Genomic DNA, 19,915 nt, shown 5'->3' with positions numbered 1-19,915 from the left:
CCGAGGGTGGGGTCTCGTGAAATCCACCCCCCCGGAACACGAGACCCCGCTCGCCCCCACCCCCATGCAACTGCTCAGCCGGAGACAAACGCCCCGCGCAAGTTTGTCAGCCGGTGACAAAGCCCGGATGACAAAAAGGAATTCACCGTCCGACCGCTTGTCCCGGCGCAGGAAATCTACTTACCGTGCGCCCCCGGTGCACATCGAGCAACAGAGCAACCGAACCACGAGTGCTTGCTGGAGGTGACATGGGAATCGAAGTAAAGGTCGAGGGCCTCACGAAGTCCTTCGGCAAGCAGCAGATCTGGCAGGACGTCAGCCTCACCCTGCCGGCCGGCGAGGTGAGCGTCATGCTCGGACCCTCCGGTACCGGCAAGACCGTCTTCCTGAAGTCCCTGATCGGGCTGCTCAAGCCCGAGCACGGCCGGGTCCTGGTCGACGGCGTCGACATGGCCCGCAGCCCCGAACGGGACATCATGGAGGCCCGCAAACTGTTCGGGCTCATGTTCCAGGACGGCGCCCTGTTCGGCTCCATGAACCTCTTCGACAACATCGCGTTCCCGCTGCGCGAGCACACGAAGAAGAAGGAGTCCGAGATCCGTCGCATCGTCATGGAACGGATCGACGTGGTCGGCCTGTTGGGCGCCGAGGGCAAGCTCCCCGGTGAGATCAGCGGCGGCATGCGCAAGCGGGCCGGCCTCGCGCGGGCCCTCGTGCTCGACCCGCAGATCATCCTCTGCGACGAGCCGGACTCCGGCCTCGATCCCGTACGGACCGCCTTCCTCTCGCAGTTGCTGATCGACCTGAACACGCAGATCGACGCGACCATGCTCATCGTCACCCACAACCTCGACATCGCGGCGACCATGCCCGACAACATGGGGATGCTCTACCGGCGCAACCTGGTCACCTTCGGGCCGCGGGAAGTCCTGCTGACCAGCGAGGAGCCGGTGGTCCGGCAGTTCCTCACCGCGGATGTGGTCGGGCCGATCGGCATGTCCGAGGAGAAGGACGCGGCGACGCTGGCCGCCGAGGCTGCCGGCGGGGCGGCGGCCGTCTCCGCCCCGCGGTCGCTGGTGCCGCAGCTCCAGCCCTCGCCCGGGCTGGGGGAGCGGGCGGCGGTGGCCCGGCGCCGGGAGCGGGTGCTGAAGCTGCTGCCCAGCCTGCCGGAGTCCGCGCAGACCGCGATCCGGGCCACGTACGGGGCGGAGCCACTTGAGCCGACGGTGGTCATGCCCGGGGCGAAGGGCGCCGTATGAGCACCCCGCTTCTCGGCCCCCTCAGACAGACCGGGCAGCTGTTCGCGCTCGCGCTTCAAGTGGCTCGGGCCGTCTTCCGCAGGCCGTTTCAATTCCGTGAGTTCATCGAGCAGTTCTGGTTCGTCGCCAGTGTGACCATTCTGCCGGCGGCGCTCGTCTCGATCCCGTTCGGCGCCGTCATCGCCCTGCAAGTCGGGTCGCTCACGCAGCAGTTGGGGGCGCAGTCCTTCACGGGAGGCGCCAGCGTACTGGCCGTCATCCAGCAGGCCAGCCCGCTCATCGTCGCCCTGCTCATCGCGGGCGCCGGCGGATCCGCCATCTGCGCCGACCTCGGGTCGCGGAAGATCCGCGAGGAGCTCGACGCCATGACCGTCATGGGTGTCTCGCCCGTGCAGCGGCTCGTCGTGCCCCGCGTCCTCGCCACCATGTTCGTCGGCGTGCTGCTCAACGGCATGGTCTCCGTCGTCGGCACCCTCGGCGGGTACTTCTTCAACATCGTGCTCCAGGGCGGCACCCCGGGCGCGTACCTCCAGAGCTTCTCCGCGCTCGCCCAGCTCCCCGACCTCTACATCAGCGAGCTGAAGGCCCTCATCTTCGGGTTCATCGCCGGGATCGTCGCCGCCTACCGGGGGCTCAATCCGCGGGGCGGGCCCAAGGGGGTCGGTGACGCCGTGAACCAGTCCGTCGTCATCACCTTCATCCTGCTCTTCTTCGTGAACACCGTGATGACCGGCATCTACCTCCAGATCGTTCCGCCGAAGGGAGGCTGAGCCCGTCATGACCTCCCCCCTCGTCTGGCTCGACCGTGGTGGCGACCAACTCCTGTTCTACATACGGGCGTTGGTGTGGATCCCGCGCACACTGCGCCGCTACACCAAGGAGGTTCAGCGGCTGCTCGCCGAGGTCGCCTTCGGCTCCGGCGGACTCGGAGTCATCGGCGGCACCATCGGCGTGATGATCGCGATGACCGCCGCCACCGGCACCGTCGTCGGCCTCCAGGGCTACGCCGCCCTGGACCAGATCGGCACCGCCGCCTTCACCGGCTTCGTCTCCGCGTACTTCAACACCCGCGAGATCGCCCCGCTCGTCGCCGGACTCGCCCTGTCCGCCACCGTCGGCGCCGGCTTCACCGCGCAGCTCGGCGCCATGCGGATCAACGAGGAGGTGGACGCGCTCGAAGGGATGGGCGTGCGGTCCATGCCGTACCTCGTGACCACCCGGATCATCGCCGGCGTCGTCGCCATCATCCCGCTCTACGCGATCGGCCTGCTCTCCTCGTACCTCGCCTCCCGCATCGTCACCACCGTCTTCAACGGGCAGTCGCAGGGCACGTACGACCACTACTTCAACCTCTTCCTGTCGCCCACGGACGTGATCCTGTCGGTGCTGAAGGTGCTGATCTTCAGCGTGATGGTGATCGTCGCCCACTGCTACTACGGGTTCCGGGCGAGCGGGGGACCGGCCGGGGTCGGCATCGCGGTCGGGCGGTCCGTGCGGAACGCCATCGTGCTGATCTCCGTCACCGACTTCTTCCTCTCGCTGGCGCTCTGGGGTGCCACGACGACCGTGAAGGTGGCGGGCTGACCCATGGAGACCCTGCGCCGCCGGCTCGCCGGAGTCGTCTTCCTCGTCGTGCCCGCCCTGCTGATCTGGCTCGCCGTCGCCGTCTACAACAAGGACTTCGTCGACTCCGACGAGGTCGTGGTCGAGACCGGCAGCGTCGGCAACGAGATGCACCTGGGGGCCGAGGTCAAACTGCGGGGCGTCGTCCTCGGCGAGGTGCGGGACATCGACGCCACCGACACCGGCGCCCGGCTCACCCTCGCGCTCGAGCCCGGCGCCCGCGACCACATCCCCGACGACGTGCGCGCCCAGATGCTGCCGACGACCCTGTTCGGCGAACGGTACGTCGCGCTCGTCCCGCCGAGCGCGCCCAGTACGCGGATGCTGCCGGCCGGGGCGACCATCCCGCAGGACCGGTCCGCCAACGCCATCGAGCTCCAGCAGGTCCTCGACGACGTCCTGCCGATGCTCACCGCCGTGCAGCCGCAGAAGCTGTCCTCGACGCTGTCCGCTGTCTCGCAGGCGCTCGAAGGGCGCGGCAGCAAGATCGGCGAGACGCTCAGCACGCTCGACGCGCACCTGAAGAAGTTCAACCCGAACCTGCCGACCCTCAACGAGGACCTCAAGCAGCTGGTCAGGGTCTCGCACGTCTACGCGGACGCCGCCCCCGGCATCCTCGACGCGCTCACCGACTTCACCACCACCAGCGGCACGATCGCCGAGAAGGAGAAGGACCTCGCCGCGGCCTACGGCAGCACCACGCGCACCGCCGAGGACCTCGACGCCTTCCTGCGGGCCAACCAGGACAACATCATCCGGCTGTCCGCCACCTCACGGCCCACGCTCGAACTGCTCGCCAAGTACTCGCCGTCGTTCCCGTGCACCCTGCGCACCCTCGTCGACTTCGTGCCCCGCATGGACAAGGCGCTCGGCAAGGGCACCGACGAACCCGGGCTGCACGTCGACGTCACCACCGTCGCCTCGCGCGGCAACTACGTCCCCGGACGCGACACCCCCTCCTACTCCACCGGCGGCGGCCCGAACTGCTACCCGGTGCCGTACCTCGGCGCCGCCGCCCGCGCGCCCGTCACCGCCACGGCCTCCGCCGAGCAGAACCTCGGGCCCGCCAACTCGCCGCAGGAGAACGACCTGGTGAACGAGCTCATCGCACCGGCCGCCAAGACCGCGCCGGGCGACCTGCCCGACTGGTCGAGCCTGCTCGCCGGACCCGTCTACCGGGGGACGGAGGTGAAGCTCAAGTGAGTGCCAGCGACACCGAGTTCGCGCACGTGCGGCGGCGGTCCGTCGCCGGGCCGCTCGTCAAGTCCCTGATCTTCCTCGTCGTCACCGCGCTGGCCACCGCCCTGCTCGGCCTGTCCATCGCCAACACGGGCGTCGGCACCGACACCACCACCTACCGCGCCCTGTTCACCGACGTCACCGGACTCATCGACGGCGACGGCGTGCGGATCTCCGGCGTCAAGGTCGGCGAGGTCACCGACGTACGCGTCGTCGACCACCGCACCGCCCAGGTCACCTTCACCGTCGAGAAGGGCCGGGAACTGCCCCGCACCACCACGGCCGCCGTGAAGTACCTCAACATGGTCGGCCAGCGGTACGTGGCCCTCGAGCGTGGCACCGGGGACGACACGGGGGATCTCGACCCCGGTGCCACCATCCCGCTCGCCCGCACCCGTCCCGCCCTCGACCTCACCCTCCTCTTCAACGGCTTCAAGCCGCTCTTCGAGGGCCTCTCCCCGAAGGACGTCAACGAGCTGGCCGGCTCCATCGTCAAGGTCCTCCAGGGCGAGGGCGGCACCGTCGACAGCCTCATCCAGCACGTCGGCTCCCTCACCACCACCGTCGCCGCGAAGGACCAGGTCATCGGGCAGGTCGTCGGCAACCTCACCGAGGTCCTGAAGACCATCAACGACCGCGAGGACAAGTTCGACGACCTCGTCACCACCCTCACCCGGCTCGTCTCCGGCTTCAACGAGGACCGCAAACCGCTCGGCGACGCCGCCCAGGCCATGGGCGACCTCACGACCGTCACCGCCGGGTTCCTCCAGGACGCCCGTAAGCCCCTGAAGAACGACATCAAGCAGCTCGGCCGGCTCTCCGGCACCCTCGGCGACGGCATCCCGCAGATCGAGAACTTCCTCGACAAGACGCCCGCCAAGATGACCGCCCTGTCCCGCCTCTCGTCCTACGGCTCCTGGTTCAACCTCTACCTGTGCCGGGCCAAGGTCGACGGCGTCACCATGTCCGACGGGTCGAAGCCCCCCACCGGCATCGTCGTCGAAGATGCGAGGTGCCAGTGAAAAGGCCCAGCGCGAAACGGCCCCGGTTCCTGGAGATCAAGCCGGTCCAGGAACGCAACCCCGTCGGCATCGCCCTCGCCGGACTCCTCGTCCTGGCCCTGCTGGCCCTCGCCGCGCTCAACGTCAGCAGCCTGCCCCTCGTCGGCGGCGGCACCGACTACAGCGCCGACTTCAGCGAGGCCGCCGGACTCGGCGACGGCGACGAGGTACGCATCGCCGGCGTCAAGGTCGGCGAGGTCACCTCCGTCAGCCTCGACGGACCCAAGGTCAAGGTCGCCTTCCGCATCGAGGACGACAGCACCTGGATCGGCGACCGCACCACCGCCGCCATCGCCATCAAGACCCTGCTCGGCGAAAAGTACGTCGCCCTCGACCCGCTCGGCGGCGGCGAGCAGGACCCCGGGTCCCGGATCCCGCTGGCCCGCACCACCTCCCCGTACGACGTGACGGAGGCGTTCGAGGACCTCAGCGGGACCATCGACGCCATCGACACCAAGCAGCTCGCCAAGAGCTTCGAGACGATCTCCGAGACCTTCAAGGACTCGCCGCCCGACGTGCGCGCCGCCGTGAAGGGCCTCTCCGCCCTGTCGAAGACCGTCTCCTCGCGCGACACGCAGCTCGCCGAACTCCTCGCGGGCAGCAAGCAGTTGACGAAGACGCTCAAGACGAAGAAGTCGAGCTTCGAGACCCTCATCGACGACGGCGGCTCGCTGCTCGGCGAGCTCAAGAAGCGGCGTACGGCCATCAAGGCGCTGCTCACCGGCAGCAAGGCGCTCGGCGTCCAGCTCGACGGGCTCGTCGACGACAACGAGAAGCAGCTGAAGCCCACCCTCCAGGCCCTCGGCCGCGTCACCACCGTCCTGGAGAAGAACAAGAAGAAGCTCGACCGCACCCTCGCGCTCGTCGGGCCCTACTACCGGCTCATCGGCAACACCCTCGGCAACGGCCGCTGGTTCGACAGTTACCTGTGCGGCGTCGTGCCCCGCAACTACCTGCCGGAGACCTCGCTGCCGAAGACCTCCTGCATGCCGCCCAAGAACGGGAAGTACGACGTGAAGGGTGGGGGCCAGTGACATCCGCGGGCATGTCCCTCAAGTGGAAGCTGCTGGTCGGCGGGGTCGCCCTCGCCGTGCTCGTTGCGGCCGGCGTCGTCGGCGTACGCGCCGCGGACTCCGGCGGGATGCGGATCACCGCCTACTTCGACCGGGCCGTCGGCATCTACGCCGGCTCCGACCTGCGCGTCCTCGGCGTCCGCGTCGGCAAGGTCGCCGAGGTGCGGCCGCAGGGCACCCGGGTCCGGGTCACCCTCGCCGTCGACGACGGGGTGAAGATCCCCGCCGGGGCGCGTGCCGTCGCCGTCGCACCGAGCGTCGTCGCCGACCGGTACGTGCAGCTGACGCCCGCGTACTCGAGCGGGCCGCAGCTCAAGGACGGGGCGAAGCTGTCCGCGTCCCGCAACCGCACCCCCGTCGAGGTCGACCAGCTCTACGACAGCATCACCGAGCTCAGCAAGGCGCTCGGACCCGGCGGCGCCAACGAGAAGGGCGCCCTGTCCGACCTCCTCGGCACCGGGGCGAAGAACCTCAAGGGCAACGGGGCCGCGATGGGCGACAGCATCGAGCAGTTCGGCAAGGCCGCCAAGACGCTCGACGGGCGCAGCGACGACCTGTTCACCACGCTCGCCCAACTCCAGTCGTTCACGACCATGCTGAAGAAGAAGGACGGCGGGGTGCGCACCGCGCAGGAGAACCTCGACGACGTCACCAGCTACTTCGCCGACAACCGGGACGATCTCGCCGGCGCGCTCAAGGAGCTGGGGATCGCGCTCGGGCAGGTGAAGAAGTTCATCAAGGACAACCGGGGCGAGCTGCGCAAGAACGTGCGCAAGCTCGTGCCGATCACACGGGCGCTGGTGGAGCAGCGGGCGTCGTTGGCGGAGGCGCTGGACGTCGCGCCGCTCGCCGCGCAGAACGTCGTCAGTGCCTACAACCCGCGGACCCGGACGCTCGACGGGCGGGCCAACCTGAACGAGCTCAGTCAGGGCGGGCCGTTGCTGCCGCTGCCCGCCGTGGGGGGTGAGTAGCCATGCGGCGAGGTCTTCTCGTCGGCGGGGCCGTCTCCGTCGCCGTCGCCTTCTGCGTGACCCTGGGTGTCGTCGCCCTGCCCGCTCCCTCCTTCAGCGGCATCGAGGACCTGCCGCTGCCCGGCGGCGCCGACCTCGGGGACCACCCCTACACCGTCACCGCCGACATGAAGGACGTGCTCAGCCTCGTCCCGCAGTCCGCGGTCAAGGTCAACGACGTCGCCGTCGGACGCGTCACCAAGATCCGGCTCGGCAGCGGGCGGAACTGGAACGCCCGCGTCACCATGCGGATCAACGGCGACGTGCAGCTCCCCGCCAACACCGGGGCCCGGCTCGAACAGTCCAGCCTCCTCGGCGAGAAGTACGTCCAGCTCGTCGAACCCGCCAAGGGCGCCACCGGCGCCCTCACCGCCGGCGACCGCATCCCGCTCTCCCGCACCGGACGCAACTCCGAGGTCGAAGAGGTGTTCGGCGCCCTGTCCCTGCTGCTCAACGGCGGCGGCGTCAACCAGCTCAAGAGCATCACCAAGGAACTCAACTCCGCGCTCGGCGGACGCGAGAGCGAGGTCCGCTCCACGCTGCGCCGCGTCAACACCCTCGTCACCAACCTCGACACCCACCGCGGCGACATCACCGCCGCGCTCGACGGCGTCAACCGGCTCTCCGCGACCCTCGCCCACCGCAAGGAAGACGTGGCCACCGTGCTCACCGATCTGTCGCCCGGCCTCAAGACCCTGGAGGACCAGCGGGGTTCGCTCATGACGATGCTGCGCTCCCTCGACCGGCTCAGCGGCGTCGCCGTCGACACGGTCGACCGGGGCAAGGCCGACATGGTCGCCGACCTCAAGGCCATCGCCCCCACCCTCAAGGCGCTAGCCGACTCCGGCAAGGACCTGCCCGACTCGCTCCAGGTGCTGCTCACCTACCCGTTCACGGACGAGGTGCTGCGCGGCGTCAAGGGCGACTACCTCAACGTCTATCTGAGCATGACGGCGGCGCCGGGCACCCAGCTCATCCCGCCGCTCACCAAGGGCTCGCCCTCGCCGACGCCGAGCGCGACCGCGCAGAAGCAGACGCAGCGGCAGAAGGAGGCGCAGAAGACGGCCTCCGGTGGTGCGAGCGAGCCCGCGCTGCCGCTGCCCGCGACCTCGGACCCCGGTCCGTCCGCCTCGGCGTCGGCCCCCGGCCCGTCGGCGTCGGCCTCAGGGGGTGAGGGGCAGTGATCACGCTCGCCATCCGCCTCAAGAACCTCGCGTTCCTCGTCATCGCCGTCCTCGTCCTCGCCTTCCTCGGGATCCGGTACGCCGACCTGGGGAGGTACGTGGGGGCCGCCGACTACTACACCGTCACGGTCCAACTCCCGCGTACGGGCGGCTTGTTCACGCACTCCGACGTCACCTACCGGGGCGTGTCCGTGGGGCGGGTCGGACCCATCGGGCTCACCGCCGACGGGGTCGAGGCCGAGCTGCGGATCAAGAAGTCCGCGCCCCGCATCCCCGACGACACCCAGGCCGTCGTCGCCAGCCTCTCCGCGGTCGGCGAGCAGTACATCGACCTTCGGCCCAAGCGCGGGGACGGCCCGTACCTGGAGGACGGTGCGCGGATCGACGCGAGCCGGACCGCCGTGCCGCGGCCCGTGACCGACGTGCTCGCGAGCGTCGACGACCTCACCACCTCGGTGCCGCTCGACGACCTGCGCACCGTCGTCGACGAGTTCGGCAAGGCCTTCGAAGGACGCGGCGAGGACCTCCAGGTCCTCCTCGACAACGGCACCGACTTCGTCCAGGCCGCCGACCGGGCGCTGCCCAGCACCACGACCCTCATGAACGACGGCGCGATCGTGCTCCGCACCCAGGCCGAGGAGGGCAAGGCCATCCGCGACTTCGCGTCCGGCGCCAAGGACCTCGCCGCCACGCTCAAGGGCTCCGACGCGGACCTGCGCCGGCTCGTCATGGCCGCCCCGGACGCCGCCACGCAGGTCAGCGGGCTGCTCCGGGACATGGACCCGGACCTGAGCGTCGTCCTCGCCAATCTGCTCACCACGTCCGAGGTCGCCGTCACCCGGCAGCGCGGCACCGAGGAGCTGCTCGTGCAGCTGCCCCGCGCCGTCGCCGCCGGCGCCACGGCCGTCGACGGAAAGAAGGTCAACTTCGGCATGACGGTCACCTTCTTCAAGCCCCTCCCGTGCACGGCCGGCTACGGCGGCACCCGCTACCGCCTCGGTACGGACACGAGCCCCGCGCCCGCGCTCAACACCAAGGCCCGCTGCACCGCGCCCGCGTCCAGCGGGGTCGGCGTGCGGGGATCGGCGCATGCACCGGGCGGCGGTCCCGTGCCGAAGCCGGCCCGACCCGGCGCACTGAACCTGCCCTCCCTCAAGGAGAGCGGCGCCGACGGCTCCTCCGGCGACATGGCCGGACTGCTCGGCCTGAACGGAACGGGGGACGGCTCATGAGACGGGTCCTCACGGGCATCGGGCTCGCCGCGGCCGTCGCCCTGTGCGGGGCGGGCACCTGGTCGTACGCGCAGGCCCGCGGCGACGACGACCTCGCGTACGCGCGGGCGCGGGACGCCGCGCTGGACGACGGCCGCGCCGCCGTGGCCACGCTCTCCACCCTGGACGCGTCGTCGACGGCCCGCGCCAAGGCCGGCATCGGCACCTGGAAGTCGGTCACCTCCGGCCCCCTGCGCACCGAACTCGCCCGCCTCGCCCCGGCCACCGGCCCGTCCTCCCGCGGAGTCGTCACGGACGCGGCGCTCACCGCCCTCGACGATCACGCGGGCACCGCCAAACTCATCGCGACCCTGCGCGTGGAGACCACCCCGAAGGGCGCCAAGTCCCCGGCCACCGACCGCAAACGCCTGGAGGCGACGCTGTCCCGGTCGGACGACGGCACCTGGAAGGTACGAGCACTGAACGCGATCCCGGTGACGGCGGTGGGCGGATGAGCGACACCAAGAGCGAAGCAAAGAGCGACACCAAGAACGACACGAAGAGCGACGCGAAAGGCGACGCGAAGAGCGAGGCCATCGGGCCCGTCCTCAAAGCCGAGCCCGAGGAGACAGACGCCGCCGGGACCGACGCCCGGCCGACGCGGTGGAGCCGCGCGGCCATCGGCGTCGTCACCCTCGGCGTGCTCCTCGCCCTCGCCGGCGGCGTGCTGCTGTTCCAGGCACACTCCCTGCGCGCCGCCCCCGCCGCCCGCAACCACGCCCTCACCGACGCCGCCGCCACCGCCCGGGTCAACGGGGACGTGAGCAATGCGCTCGGCAAGGTGTTCTCGTACACGCCCGACGGGACCGAGGCCACCGAGCGGTCCGCGCGGGCCGCCCTGTCGGGGCGTGCCGCGAAGCAGTACGCGCAGCTCTTCGCGCGGGTCCGGGCCGACGTACGGGACCAGAAGGTGAGCCTGTCCACGCAGGCCGTGCGCGTCGGCACCGTCAGCCTGCGCGGGCGCACCGCGCACCTGCTCGTGTTCCTCGACCAGACCGCCCGGCGCGGCACCAAGAAGCCCACGACGTCCGCCGCCCAGCTGTCCGTCACCGCCGAACTGCGCGGCGACGTCTGGCGCATCGTCGACATCAAGGCCCGGTGAACGGCCGTTGAAAGGAACCCGGATGGACCGCATCGGACGGCCGCTGCTGCTCGCCGCGCTCGCCCTGACCCTCGTCGCGGGGGCCTTCGCCGCCTGGGCCGGCTGGTCCTGGTACGGCGCGGCGCACGACGACACCGCCGCCTACGCCACCGCCCGCGACGACGCCCTGGAGGCCGGCGAGCAGGCCGTGCAGAACCTCAACACCCTCGACCACAAGAACCTCGCGCACGGTCTCGACCTGTGGGAGTCGTCCACCACCGGCGAGCTGCACACCCAACTCGCCGGAGGACGTTCCGGGTTCGAGAAGCAGGTGCGGGAGGCCCGCACGGTCAGCACCGCGAAGGTCCTCGACGGGGCCCTCACCGAGCTGGACGAACGCGCCGGCCGCGCCCGGGTCATGGTCGCCCTGCGCGTCACCGTCACCGCCTCCGGCGGCAAGTCCTCGCAGAAGGACAGCCGCATGCTCGGCGAACTCACCCGCACCGACGGCCACTGGAAGCTCAGCGCCCTCGGCCAGGCCCCGGTCGGCGACAGCGCGACCACCGACTGACCGACCCCCGAACCGTTGGGAGCGGACCCCGATGTCCACGACGCGCCACACCACCCGCCACCACCTCAACCGGCAGCGCCGCCTCGCGGCCGTGCCCGCGCAGACGCCGGTACGTGAGAAGCCCGAACTCAAGACGCCCGAGCTCAAGACGCCCGAGCCGACGAAGCCCGACCTCAAGAAGCCCGCGCCGAACAAGTCCGCGCCGAAGAAGCTCGTACCGAAGAAGGCCGTACCGAGCAGGCCCGTGCGGCAGGCGCCCCGCGTCCCGAAGGCCCTCGTCGCCCTCTGTCTGCTCACCCTCCTGCTCGGCACCTTCGCCGGCTGGGCGTTCCACCGGGCGCAGAGTCTCGACGGCGGGGCCGCGGCACGGAACTCCGCGTTGTCCGATCCCGCCCGGACCAGCGAGGTCAAAGGGCAGGCGGAGAAGGCGGTCGAGGCGCTGTTCTCGTACGACCAGGCGGATCCCGGCGCGGCGCGCACGGCGGCCGGCCGGCTGCTCACCGGGAAGGCGGTCGAGCAGCACCGCAAGCTGCTCGCGCCGGTGCTCGCGCAGGCCGAGAAGCAGAAGACGGTCGTCACGACGACCGTCACCGACAGTGCCGTCGAGCGGATCGACGGCGCCCGCGCCCGCGTCCTCGTGTTCGCCGACCAGAGCAGCACCGGCACCGCCGCCAAGTCCGGGGCCGCCGCGAACTACGCGGGCGCCATGCTCGCCGTCGACCTCGTCCGGAAGGACGGCCGCTGGCTCGTGTCCGGCATCGACACGTTCGGCAACTGACCGGCACCCCACCGACCCGCACGCGACGAACGAGAGGGGCACCCCTTGCGCACCCCGCGCAGCACCCTGCGTATCCGACGCCGCCCGCGCCGCGCCACCCGGCTGAGCCGGGGCCTGCGCGGCACCGCCGTGGCCGTCGCCGCCACCGCCCTGCTCACCGCGTCCCAGGCGCCGGAACTGCTCGGCGACGCCGGCTCCGGTGCCGACAAGGCGGGCCGCAGCGACCCGTTCGCCGTGCTCGACGAGCCGTTGCCGCCCGTCACCTCGCAGGGCGACGACTCGTACCACACCGAACTCCCGCCGCTGAAGATGCCGGACGCCCCGGGCACCACGTTCCCCCGCGAGCAGGTGCGGGCGGAGGCCGGCATCCCGGCGACCGTCCTCGCCGCCTACCGCCGCGCCGAGGCGTCCGTCGGCCGCACCGACCCGGGCTGCCGGCTGCCCTGGCAACTGCTCGCCGGGATCGGCAAGGTCGAGTCCGGGCAGGCCCGCGGCGGTGACGTGACCGCCGACGGCACCACCCGCCACCGGATCACCGGACCGCCCCTGAACGGCAAGGGGTTCGCCCTGATCCGGGACACCGAGGGCGGCGCCTGGGACGGCGACGCCGTCTACGACCGGGCCGTCGGCCCCATGCAGTTCCTGCCCGGCACCTGGCGCCGCTGGGGCGCCGACGGCAACGGCGACGGCCGCGCCGACCCGAACAACATCTTCGACGCGGCCCTCGGCGCCGGGCACTACCTGTGCGCGGGCAGCCGGGACCTCGGCACCGCGCGCGGCCTGGAGCGCGGCATCCTCAGCTACAACTACTCGCGCGACTACGTGCGTCTCGTCCTGTATTGGATGGAGTTCTACCGCAGCGGCGTCCACAAGGTGCCGGACGGGAAGGGCGTCGTGCCGGTCAGCCCCGGCGCCGGGTCGAAGACGCCCGCGACGAAGCCCGTCGGCGACGGCCGGGACGGCGGATCCGACGGCGGAAAGGGCGGGGGCGGCGGCATCGTCATCGGCCCCGAGCCGACCCGCACGCCCGGCACACCGAAGCCGTCCGACCGGCCCACGGAAGGACCGGACCCCAGCCCGGGCCCCTCGGACAGCGCGCCGCCGCCCACGACGGAGCCGCCCACCACACCGCCCGTCACTGGTGACCCCACCGGCGACCCCACGGGCGATCCGACCGACACGCCCACCGACCCGGGCACCCCGACCGACTGCCCCTCCGACAGCGCGAGCCCGACCGACTCCCCGAGCCCCAGCCCCACCGACACCCCCACGGAGACCCCGTCACCCTGCACCACACCCGGCACCTGACGGCCCCTTCGACGGCTCCTTCAGCGCCGAGCCGACCCGGTACGTCCCGGCGGCGGGTGCGGTCAGCTCGGTGAACTCGCCGCGCTGCCGCACCCGCAGGCACCCGTGCTCGGCCCGGAGCCACGGCGAGTACGCGACCCGCAGCGTCGCCGTGCCCGCCCGCCGGAAGCGCACCGTGACCCGCGCCCCGTCCGCATCCGTCACGGACGCGGGCGCGGACACCAGCGGCACCGCGCCCCGCACCCGGTAGACCCGCCAGTGCGCGTCCCGCCACACCGGCTCCAGAAAGCGCGTCCCGTGCCGCACGAGCGCCGCCTCCTGCTCCGCGAACCCGTCCGGCTTCCCCTCGGGCAGCACCACGAACCCGACCGCCCAGCGGTCCAGCCAGGCCCGGTACGTCGCCGCCGAGAACGAGCCGTCGTAGAAGAGGCGCCCGCGCTCCACGTCCAGCTGCCGGTTCCAGCCGCGCGCCATGTTCACGTGCGGGGCGAGCGCGCTCGCCTCGCGGTGATTGCGCGCGGGGACGACCTCGACGCGCGTACGGTCCGCGCCGAGTCGCTCCAACTCCCGTACGACACCGTCGGTCCGCTGCGCCCAGGCCGGGACCCGCGTCGACACCCTCAGGTCGTCGAGCGTCTTCTGCCCGACCCAGTACGAGGACCAGACGAGCGCCGCCGCAAGGAGGAACACCTGGAGCCGGCGCAGGCCGGGGACGCGCAGGGCGGCCAGGAGGACGGCGGGCGCGGCCAGTTCGGCGAGCCGCTCCACGTTCGTACCGACGGGGGAGGGGACCAGATACGTGAGGACCGTGCCGAGCGCGTACACGGCGGCGGCCCCGCGCGCCGCCCGCCACCGCGCCGGCCCCGCCACCACCAGCGCGAGCGCGAACAGGAACGGCGGCCAGATCCGGCCCACCGGCATCAACTGCTCGCCCTGGAACGGGAAGAGGACGGTGGTGACGCCCACGACGGCCGCGGGCGGCAGCAGCAGCGCCGCCGCCGGACCCCACCTCCGTACGAGGAACTGGCCGGCCCCGACGACGGCGAGGAAGAGTCCGGCGACCGGTGACGCCAGCGTGGCGAGCGCCGCGCACACCGCGGCCGCCGCGCACCGCCGCCGCCCGGTGACCGCCACACACGCGCCGAGCCCGAACGCGACCCCGAGCGCGAACGTCGTACGGCCCGACGCCACGTCGCACCACAACGCCAGCGAGAGGAGGACGGCGGGCAGGGCCGGGCGGCGCACCCCGCAGCGCACGAGCAGCACGGCGCCCAGCCAGGACGCCGCGATCCCGGACAGCACGGTCACCGTCCGCACCCCGGCCCACGCCATCAAGTAGGGGGACAGGACGGAGTAGTTGGCGGTGTGCGTGCCGCCGTACCAGAACAGGTTGTACGCCGACCCGCCGTGCTCGGCGGCGAAGGCGGCCCACGCCTCCTGGGCCGCGAGGTCGCCGCCGCCCGTCGCGAGGAACAGCGCCCAGACCGCGTAGAGCGGCAGCACCGGCGCCGTCGCGCACAGTGCCGTCCGCTGGGACGCGGTCAGGGTGAAGCGGCGGAGGAGTAAGAAGGGCAGTTCGACCGTGGCCACGGTCGCCGATCCTACGACCCCCGGGTCACTCATGGTGCCGAGGTGGACACCTGCAGTTCCTTCACGCCGTTGAGCCAGGCGGCGCGCAGCCGGCGCGGTTCGCCGGTCAGCCGCAGGTTCGGCATGGCGTCCGCGATGGCGTTGAAGATGAGGTCGATCTCCAGGACCGCGAGGGACTTGCCGAGGCAGAAGTGCGGTCCGCCGCCGCCGAACCCGAGGTGCGGGTTCGGGTCGCGCTTGATGTCGAAGGTGTCCGGGTCGGTGAAGACCTCGGGGTCGTGGTTGGCGGAGGAGTAGAAGAGGCCGACCCGGTCGCCCGCCTTGATCTTCTGGCCGCCCAGCTCGGTGTCCTGGGTGGCGGTCCGCTGGAAGGAGACGACCGGGGTCGCCCAGCGCACGATCTCCTCGGCCGTCGTGCTCGGACGCTCCCGCTTGTAGATCTCCCACTGTTCGGGGTGGGTGAGGAAGGCGTGCATCCCGTGCGTGATCGCGTTCCGGGTCGTCTCGTTGCCGGCGACGGCCAGCAGGATGACGAAGAAGCCGAACTCGTCGGAGGACAGGCTGCCCTGGTCCTCGGCCGCGACCAGCTGGCTCACGATGTCCTGGGCCGGGCACTCCTTGCGCGCCGCCGCCAGGTTCATCGCGTACGAGACGATCTCCATCGCCGCCTCGGCGCCGATCTCCTCGGTGATCGCGTACTCCGGGTCGTCGTACGCCACCATCTTGTTCGACCAGTCGAAGACCTTGGCGCGGTCCTCCTGGGCGATGCCGATGAGCTCGGCGATCGCCTGGAGCGGCAGCTCCACCGCGACGTTCGTGACGAAGTCGAAGCCACCGTCGCTCGTGTCCCGCTCCACGGCCTTGGTGACGATGTCGAGGGCCCGGTCGCGCAGCTTCTCCTCCAGGTAGCGGATCGAGCGCGGGGTGAAGCCGCGCTGCACGATCTGGCGCACCCGGGTGTGCTCCGGCGGGTCCATGTTCAGCATGATCATCTTCTGGACCTCGATCTGGTCACGCTGGATCGAGGAGTTGAAGCGGATCACCGCGGTGTTGGTGTTGGAGGAGTAGATCTCCGGGTGCGTGGAGACGTATTTGACGTCCGCGTGCCGGGTCACCGCCCAGTAGCCCGCGTCCGCGAAGCCGGAGATCCCGGGCTCCTGCGGTATCCAGCGAACCGGTTCGGCCTGCCGCAGCTGGGCGAACTCGGGGTACGGCACACGGTCTTGCAGCAGATCGGGGTCCGTGAAGTCGAACCCGTCGGGCAGCGCGGGGCACGGCATGAGTCACTCCCGTATTGGTTCTGACGATCCGTCAGTTCTGGCTCGAAAGGTAGTAACCGGTTCTAGAAGTGGCAAGGGCTGTGGCTGTGTCGGTTCCGTGCGATGTACGTGCACGCCCCTTGCGTACCCGGGGTAAGCGCGTCGAGACTGCACGGAGAACTGGTACGCGTTCTAGTTTTGCGCGTCGCCCGTCGGTCCGGTGGTCCGGGATTGTGTGGAGGGACGAAGGTCATGGCAGCGGAACCCGTCATCGTCGAAGCCGTACGTACTCCGATCGGCAAGCGCGGTGGCGCGCTGGCCAATCTCCACCCCGCGTATCTGCTGGGCGAGACCTACCGCGAACTCCTCGGCCGCACCGGCATCCAGGCGGACTGCGTCGAGCAGATCGTCGGCGGCACCGTCACGCACGCGGGCGAACAGTCCATGAACCCGGCCCGCACCGCCTGGCTCACCATGGGCCTGCCCTACGAGACCGCGGCCACCACCGTGGACTGCCAGTGCGGCTCCTCCCAGCAGGCCTCGCACATGACCGCCAACATGATCGCGGCCGGCGTCATCGACGTCGGCATCTCCTGCGGCGTCGAGGCCATGTCCCGGGTGCCGCTCGGCTCCGGCTCCAAGCACGGCCCCGGCAAGCCGTTCCCCGACGAGTGGAACGTCGACCTGCCCAACCAGTTCGAGGCCGCCGAGCGCATCGCCCGGCGCCGCGGACTGACCCGCGAGAACGTCGACTCCCTCGGCCTCATCTCGCAGGAGCGGGCGGCCGCCGCCTGGGCCGAGGAGCGCTTCAAGCGCGAGACCTTCGCCGTGCAGGTGCCCACCACCGAGGAGGAGCAGGCCGCGGGACACGGCATGTGGCGGCTCGTCGACCGCGACGAGGGCCTGCGCGACACCACCATGGAGGGCCTCGCCCGCCTCAAGCCCGTCATGCCGACCGCGATCCACACCGCGGGCAACTCCTCGCAGATATCCGACGGTGCCTCCGCCATCATGTGGGCCTCCAAGCGCATGGCCCGCGCCCTCAAGCTCAAGCCGCGCGCCCGCATCGTCGCCCAGGCCCTCGTCGGCGCCGACCCGCACTACCACCTCGACGGGCCCGTCGACGCGACCCGCGCGGTCCTCGGCAAGGCCGGCATGACCCTCAAGGACATCGACCTCGTCGAGATCAACGAGGCCTTCGCGTCGGTCGTCCTCAGCTGGGCCCAGGTCTTCGAACAGGACCTGGAGAAGGTCAACGTGAACGGCGGCGCGATCGCCCTCGGCCACCCCGTCGGCGCGACCGGCGCCCGCCTCATCGCCTCCGCCCTCTACGAACTGGAGCGCAGGGACAAGGAGTTCGCCCTGATCACCATGTGCGCGGGCGGGGCGCTCGCCACCGGCACGATCATCCAGCGGCTCTGACCCGCCGCCCGGGGCCGCCCCCTGGTGCGGGTGGACATAACACCACCCCGCACCAGGGGGCGCCTCGGATGTCGCCGTACGGGCTCCGCTCCCTACGGTCGTCCCATGACCTCGAACCCGGACAACTCCCGTGCCCGCACCACGACTTCACGCATCCGTAGAGGCCTCGCCGCGACCGCCGCGCTGCTCCTCGCCGGAGCCCTCGCCGCCCCGGCCGCCGCGGCTTCCGCCCCCGGCGCCGACCGCGCCCCGGCCGCCCGCGGCACCCTCGTCTCCGTCACCCCGCTCGACGGGCTCGACCGGGCCGGGGTCACCCGCTGGCTCGCCGACCGCGACATGGACACCGGCACCGTCCGCCACGGCGTACGCGCCTACCGCCTGACCTACCGCACCGTCGACGCCTACGGCCGCCCCACCACCGCCACCGGCCTGCTCGCCCTCCCGGCCGGCGGCCCCCGCCGCCTCGACCTCGTCTCCGACACCCACGGCACGATGGTCCACCGCGACTACGCGCCCTCCGTCACCACCGACTTCGGCCGCGTCCCCGCCTACCTGAACGCCGCCGCCGGCAAGGCCGTCGCCGCACCCGACTACCTCGGCCTCGGCAAGGGCCCCGGCGTCCACCCCTACATGGACACGGCGTCCTCCGTCACCGCCTCCCTCGACATGCTGCGCGCCGCCCGGCACGCGTCCGCCGGGCTCGGCCGGCCCCTCACCGGCGACGTCTACGCCACCGGCTTCTCGCAGGGCGGCCAGGTCGCGATGGCCCTCGGCAAGGCCCTCGAATCCGGCGCGGACCACCACTTCAGGCTCCGCGCCCTCGCCCCCGTCAGCGGCCCCTACGACCTCTCGGGCCAGGAGATCCCCGCGCTCTACGACGGCCGCGTCAACGACACCAGCGGCCTCTTCTACACCGCGTACTTCCTCGTCGCCCAGAACCGCCTCCACCCGATCTACAAAGACCCCGCCGAGGTCTTCCGCGCGCCCTACGCGGACCGCGTCGAGGCGCTCTTCGACGGGGAGCACGGCGAGGAGGACATCGTCGCGGCGCTCCCCGCGTCCGTGAAGCAGCTCCTCACCCCCGAGTTCTACGCCCGCATGCAGCACCCCACCGGAGCCCTGAGGGACGCCATCGCCGCGAACGACGGCGCCTGCGCCTGGAAGCCCTCGGTTCCGGTCCGCCTGTACGCGGCCGAGGGCGACACGGACGTCCCGATCGGCAACGCGCGGAGCTGCGCGGCTCAGCTGGGTTCTGGGGCCCCGATCCTCAACCAGGGCCCCACGGACCACTTCGGCAGCTTCAAGGCGGCCGCCCCCAAGATCACGAAGTGGTTCAACAGGACGTCGTGAATCCGCGCCCCGGTGGGGGCTGGTCGCGCAGTTCCCCGCGCCCCTGGAGGTGCGCACTTCGTGCGCTACCTCCATAGGGGGCTGGGCTATCGGGGAAATGCGCCCGAAGGGCATGCATTTCAGGGGCGCGGGGAACTGCGCGACCAGCCCCCACCGGCCGGCACTGTGACGACAACCCAAAAAAGGCGGGCGGCACCCGAGGTGCCGCCCGCCTAAAGTCCAGCTCAGTACCAACCGTTGACCTGCCAGTGCGCCCAAGCGCCGCAGGCACTCCCGTACCGGTCCTTCATGTAGTCGATGCCCCACTTGATCTGCGTCTCGGGGTTCGTCTTCCAGTCGGACCCGGCGGACGCCATCTTGTTGCCCGGCAGCGCCTGCACCAGCCCGTACGCGCCGCTGGACGCGTTCGTCGCCTTCGGGTTCCAGCCGCTCTCGTGCGACACGATCTTGTCGAAGCAGGAGAACTGCGCCGAGTCCGCGATCTTCTGCTGCGCGATCGCCTTGGCCGAGGTCGGCGCGGCGGCCTGGGCCGAGGCCGAGGAGAAGATCAGGCCGGTCGTGGCGGCGGCGAGCGCGGCACCGGCGAGAGCCTTCTTCGGGGTGGCGATGCGGCGCAGGAGCGTGGCGGTCAAGGCGGAACCTTCCGTGGGGGACGGGGGGCGTACGTCGGCGCCGGGCCCTGGCGGGGGCTGCGGCGCCGTGCGACTCCTCCACAGAAACAGCCCGGCGAGGCCCGCGCAATGCCCCCCTTTACTAGTGGAAGTCGCATCAGGGTGAAATGTCCGCGATGTGACGTGGCTCGCAAAGTCCAGGTCAGAAGGGGTGCGACCCCGCCC

At 71.3% G+C, this 19,915-nt stretch carries 19 protein-coding genes; 16 read left to right on the top strand and 3 right to left on the bottom strand.

All coding sequences use genetic code 11. The features are described from left to right. The first annotated feature begins 248 nt into the window (after positions 1–248). From ACIBTU_RS12040 to ACIBTU_RS11975, 14 genes are read left to right on the top strand one after another with little or no spacing between them, the layout of a single operon-like run. The gene (locus ACIBTU_RS12040) at positions 249–1,259 is read left to right on the top strand and encodes an ABC transporter ATP-binding protein (RefSeq protein WP_399125924.1); all 1,011 of its coding nucleotides are present in this window, start codon (positions 249–251) and stop codon (positions 1,257–1,259) included. Further along, positions 1,256–2,029, top strand: coding sequence for an MlaE family ABC transporter permease (locus ACIBTU_RS12035; protein ID WP_399125923.1), 774 nt, complete (start codon positions 1,256–1,258; stop codon positions 2,027–2,029). Before ACIBTU_RS12040 ends, ACIBTU_RS12035 begins: the two co-directional genes overlap by 4 nt. 7 nt (positions 2,030–2,036) lie before the next feature. Next, positions 2,037–2,843: an MlaE family ABC transporter permease gene (locus tag ACIBTU_RS12030; RefSeq protein ID WP_399125922.1), complete on the top strand. Its 807-nt coding sequence runs from the start codon at positions 2,037–2,039 to the stop codon at positions 2,841–2,843. A gap of 3 nt (positions 2,844–2,846) precedes the next feature. After that, positions 2,847–4,085 (top strand): MCE family protein, encoded by a 1,239-nt coding sequence (locus tag ACIBTU_RS12025; RefSeq protein ID WP_399125921.1) that lies wholly within the window; start codon positions 2,847–2,849, stop codon positions 4,083–4,085. After that, the gene (locus tag ACIBTU_RS12020) at positions 4,082–5,143 is read left to right on the top strand and encodes an MCE family protein (protein ID WP_399125920.1); all 1,062 of its coding nucleotides are present in this window, start codon (positions 4,082–4,084) and stop codon (positions 5,141–5,143) included. Before ACIBTU_RS12025 ends, ACIBTU_RS12020 begins: the two co-directional genes overlap by 4 nt. Next, positions 5,140–6,216 carry an MCE family protein gene (locus ACIBTU_RS12015; RefSeq protein ID WP_399125919.1) on the top strand — a complete coding sequence of 359 codons (1,077 nt, stop codon included), beginning with the start codon at positions 5,140–5,142 and terminating at the stop codon, positions 6,214–6,216. Before ACIBTU_RS12020 ends, ACIBTU_RS12015 begins: the two co-directional genes overlap by 4 nt. A gap of 11 nt (positions 6,217–6,227) precedes the next feature. After that, positions 6,228–7,226 carry an MCE family protein gene (locus tag ACIBTU_RS12010; RefSeq protein ID WP_399125918.1) on the top strand — a complete coding sequence of 333 codons (999 nt, stop codon included), beginning with the start codon at positions 6,228–6,230 and terminating at the stop codon, positions 7,224–7,226. Positions 7,227–7,228: 2 nt separating this feature from the next. Beyond that, entirely contained in the window at positions 7,229–8,449 is a 1,221-nt protein-coding gene (locus tag ACIBTU_RS12005; protein WP_399125917.1) for an MCE family protein, read from the top strand. Further along, positions 8,446–9,681, top strand: a complete 1,236-nt coding sequence (locus ACIBTU_RS12000; RefSeq protein ID WP_399125916.1) for an MCE family protein — start codon at positions 8,446–8,448, stop codon at positions 9,679–9,681. Before ACIBTU_RS12005 ends, ACIBTU_RS12000 begins: the two co-directional genes overlap by 4 nt. Further along, positions 9,678–10,175, top strand: coding sequence for a hypothetical protein (locus ACIBTU_RS11995; protein ID WP_399125914.1), 498 nt, complete (start codon positions 9,678–9,680; stop codon positions 10,173–10,175). The genes ACIBTU_RS12000 and ACIBTU_RS11995 overlap by 4 nt, the downstream gene beginning before the upstream one ends. After that, positions 10,172–10,822 (top strand): hypothetical protein, encoded by a 651-nt coding sequence (locus ACIBTU_RS11990; protein WP_399125913.1) that lies wholly within the window; start codon positions 10,172–10,174, stop codon positions 10,820–10,822. Before ACIBTU_RS11995 ends, ACIBTU_RS11990 begins: the two co-directional genes overlap by 4 nt. 22 nt (positions 10,823–10,844) lie before the next feature. Next, a complete protein-coding gene (locus tag ACIBTU_RS11985) occupies positions 10,845–11,372 on the top strand; it encodes a nuclear transport factor 2 family protein (protein ID WP_399125912.1) in 528 nt (175 codons plus the stop codon). Between the two features lie 31 nt (positions 11,373–11,403). Beyond that, positions 11,404–12,150 carry a hypothetical protein gene (locus ACIBTU_RS11980; protein WP_399125911.1) on the top strand — a complete coding sequence of 249 codons (747 nt, stop codon included), beginning with the start codon at positions 11,404–11,406 and terminating at the stop codon, positions 12,148–12,150. Between the two features lie 45 nt (positions 12,151–12,195). After that, positions 12,196–13,458, top strand: a complete 1,263-nt coding sequence (locus ACIBTU_RS11975; protein WP_399125910.1) for a lytic transglycosylase domain-containing protein — start codon at positions 12,196–12,198, stop codon at positions 13,456–13,458. On the opposite strand, the gene ACIBTU_RS11970 is transcribed toward ACIBTU_RS11975, so the two are convergent. Then, the gene (locus tag ACIBTU_RS11970) at positions 13,432–15,048 is read right to left on the bottom strand and encodes a hypothetical protein (RefSeq protein WP_399125908.1); all 1,617 of its coding nucleotides are present in this window, start codon (positions 15,046–15,048) and stop codon (positions 13,432–13,434) included. The two genes, ACIBTU_RS11975 and ACIBTU_RS11970, sit on opposite strands and share 27 nt — an antisense overlap. A gap of 29 nt (positions 15,049–15,077) precedes the next feature. Further along, positions 15,078–16,328 carry a cytochrome P450 gene (locus ACIBTU_RS11965; RefSeq protein WP_399125907.1) on the bottom strand — a complete coding sequence of 417 codons (1,251 nt, stop codon included), beginning with the start codon at positions 16,326–16,328 and terminating at the stop codon, positions 15,078–15,080. A 231-nt stretch (positions 16,329–16,559) separates the two neighbouring features. On the opposite strand from ACIBTU_RS11965, the gene ACIBTU_RS11960 reads away from it, so the two are divergent. Continuing rightward, positions 16,560–17,729 carry a steroid 3-ketoacyl-CoA thiolase gene (locus ACIBTU_RS11960; RefSeq protein WP_399125906.1) on the top strand — a complete coding sequence of 390 codons (1,170 nt, stop codon included), beginning with the start codon at positions 16,560–16,562 and terminating at the stop codon, positions 17,727–17,729. 105 nt (positions 17,730–17,834) lie between these two features. Further along, on the top strand, positions 17,835–19,079 hold the full coding sequence (locus tag ACIBTU_RS11955) for an alpha/beta hydrolase (RefSeq protein ID WP_399125904.1): 1,245 nt from the start codon (positions 17,835–17,837) through the stop codon (positions 19,077–19,079). Between the two features lie 224 nt (positions 19,080–19,303). Here the strand turns inward: ACIBTU_RS11955 and ACIBTU_RS11950 are convergent, their stop codons facing one another. After that, positions 19,304–19,711 carry a transglycosylase SLT domain-containing protein gene (locus tag ACIBTU_RS11950; RefSeq protein WP_399125903.1) on the bottom strand — a complete coding sequence of 136 codons (408 nt, stop codon included), beginning with the start codon at positions 19,709–19,711 and terminating at the stop codon, positions 19,304–19,306. Between the last annotated feature and the right edge of the window lie 204 nt (positions 19,712–19,915).

Source organism: Streptomyces sp. NPDC050145, from assembly GCF_044460245.1.
Classification (GTDB): Bacteria; Actinomycetota; Actinomycetes; order Streptomycetales; family Streptomycetaceae; genus Streptomyces.
Note: the sequence above shows the minus strand (reverse complement) of the source record. Positions and strands in the feature narration are given on the sequence as shown.

What these genes read in the sequence shown, in the direction of transcription:
- ACIBTU_RS12040 (WP_399125924.1), top strand. Translation starts at nt 249, where the DNA reads ATGGGAATCGAAGTAAAGGTCGAGGGCCTCACGAAGTCCTTCGGCAAG.
- ACIBTU_RS12035 (WP_399125923.1), top strand. Translation starts at nt 1,256, where the DNA reads ATGAGCACCCCGCTTCTCGGCCCCCTCAGACAGACCGGGCAGCTGTTC.
- ACIBTU_RS12030 (WP_399125922.1), top strand. Translation starts at nt 2,037, where the DNA reads ATGACCTCCCCCCTCGTCTGGCTCGACCGTGGTGGCGACCAACTCCTG.
- ACIBTU_RS12025 (WP_399125921.1), top strand. Translation starts at nt 2,847, where the DNA reads ATGGAGACCCTGCGCCGCCGGCTCGCCGGAGTCGTCTTCCTCGTCGTG.
- ACIBTU_RS12010 (WP_399125918.1), top strand. Translation starts at nt 6,228, where the DNA reads ATGTCCCTCAAGTGGAAGCTGCTGGTCGGCGGGGTCGCCCTCGCCGTG.
- ACIBTU_RS12005 (WP_399125917.1), top strand. Translation starts at nt 7,229, where the DNA reads ATGCGGCGAGGTCTTCTCGTCGGCGGGGCCGTCTCCGTCGCCGTCGCC.
- ACIBTU_RS11995 (WP_399125914.1), top strand. Translation starts at nt 9,678, where the DNA reads ATGAGACGGGTCCTCACGGGCATCGGGCTCGCCGCGGCCGTCGCCCTG.
- ACIBTU_RS11990 (WP_399125913.1), top strand. Translation starts at nt 10,172, where the DNA reads ATGAGCGACACCAAGAGCGAAGCAAAGAGCGACACCAAGAACGACACG.
- ACIBTU_RS11985 (WP_399125912.1), top strand. Translation starts at nt 10,845, where the DNA reads ATGGACCGCATCGGACGGCCGCTGCTGCTCGCCGCGCTCGCCCTGACC.
- ACIBTU_RS11980 (WP_399125911.1), top strand. Translation starts at nt 11,404, where the DNA reads ATGTCCACGACGCGCCACACCACCCGCCACCACCTCAACCGGCAGCGC.
- ACIBTU_RS11965 (WP_399125907.1), bottom strand. Translation starts at nt 16,328, where the DNA reads ATGCCGTGCCCCGCGCTGCCCGACGGGTTCGACTTCACGGACCCCGAT.
- ACIBTU_RS11960 (WP_399125906.1), top strand. Translation starts at nt 16,560, where the DNA reads ATGGCAGCGGAACCCGTCATCGTCGAAGCCGTACGTACTCCGATCGGC.
- ACIBTU_RS11955 (WP_399125904.1), top strand. Translation starts at nt 17,835, where the DNA reads ATGACCTCGAACCCGGACAACTCCCGTGCCCGCACCACGACTTCACGC.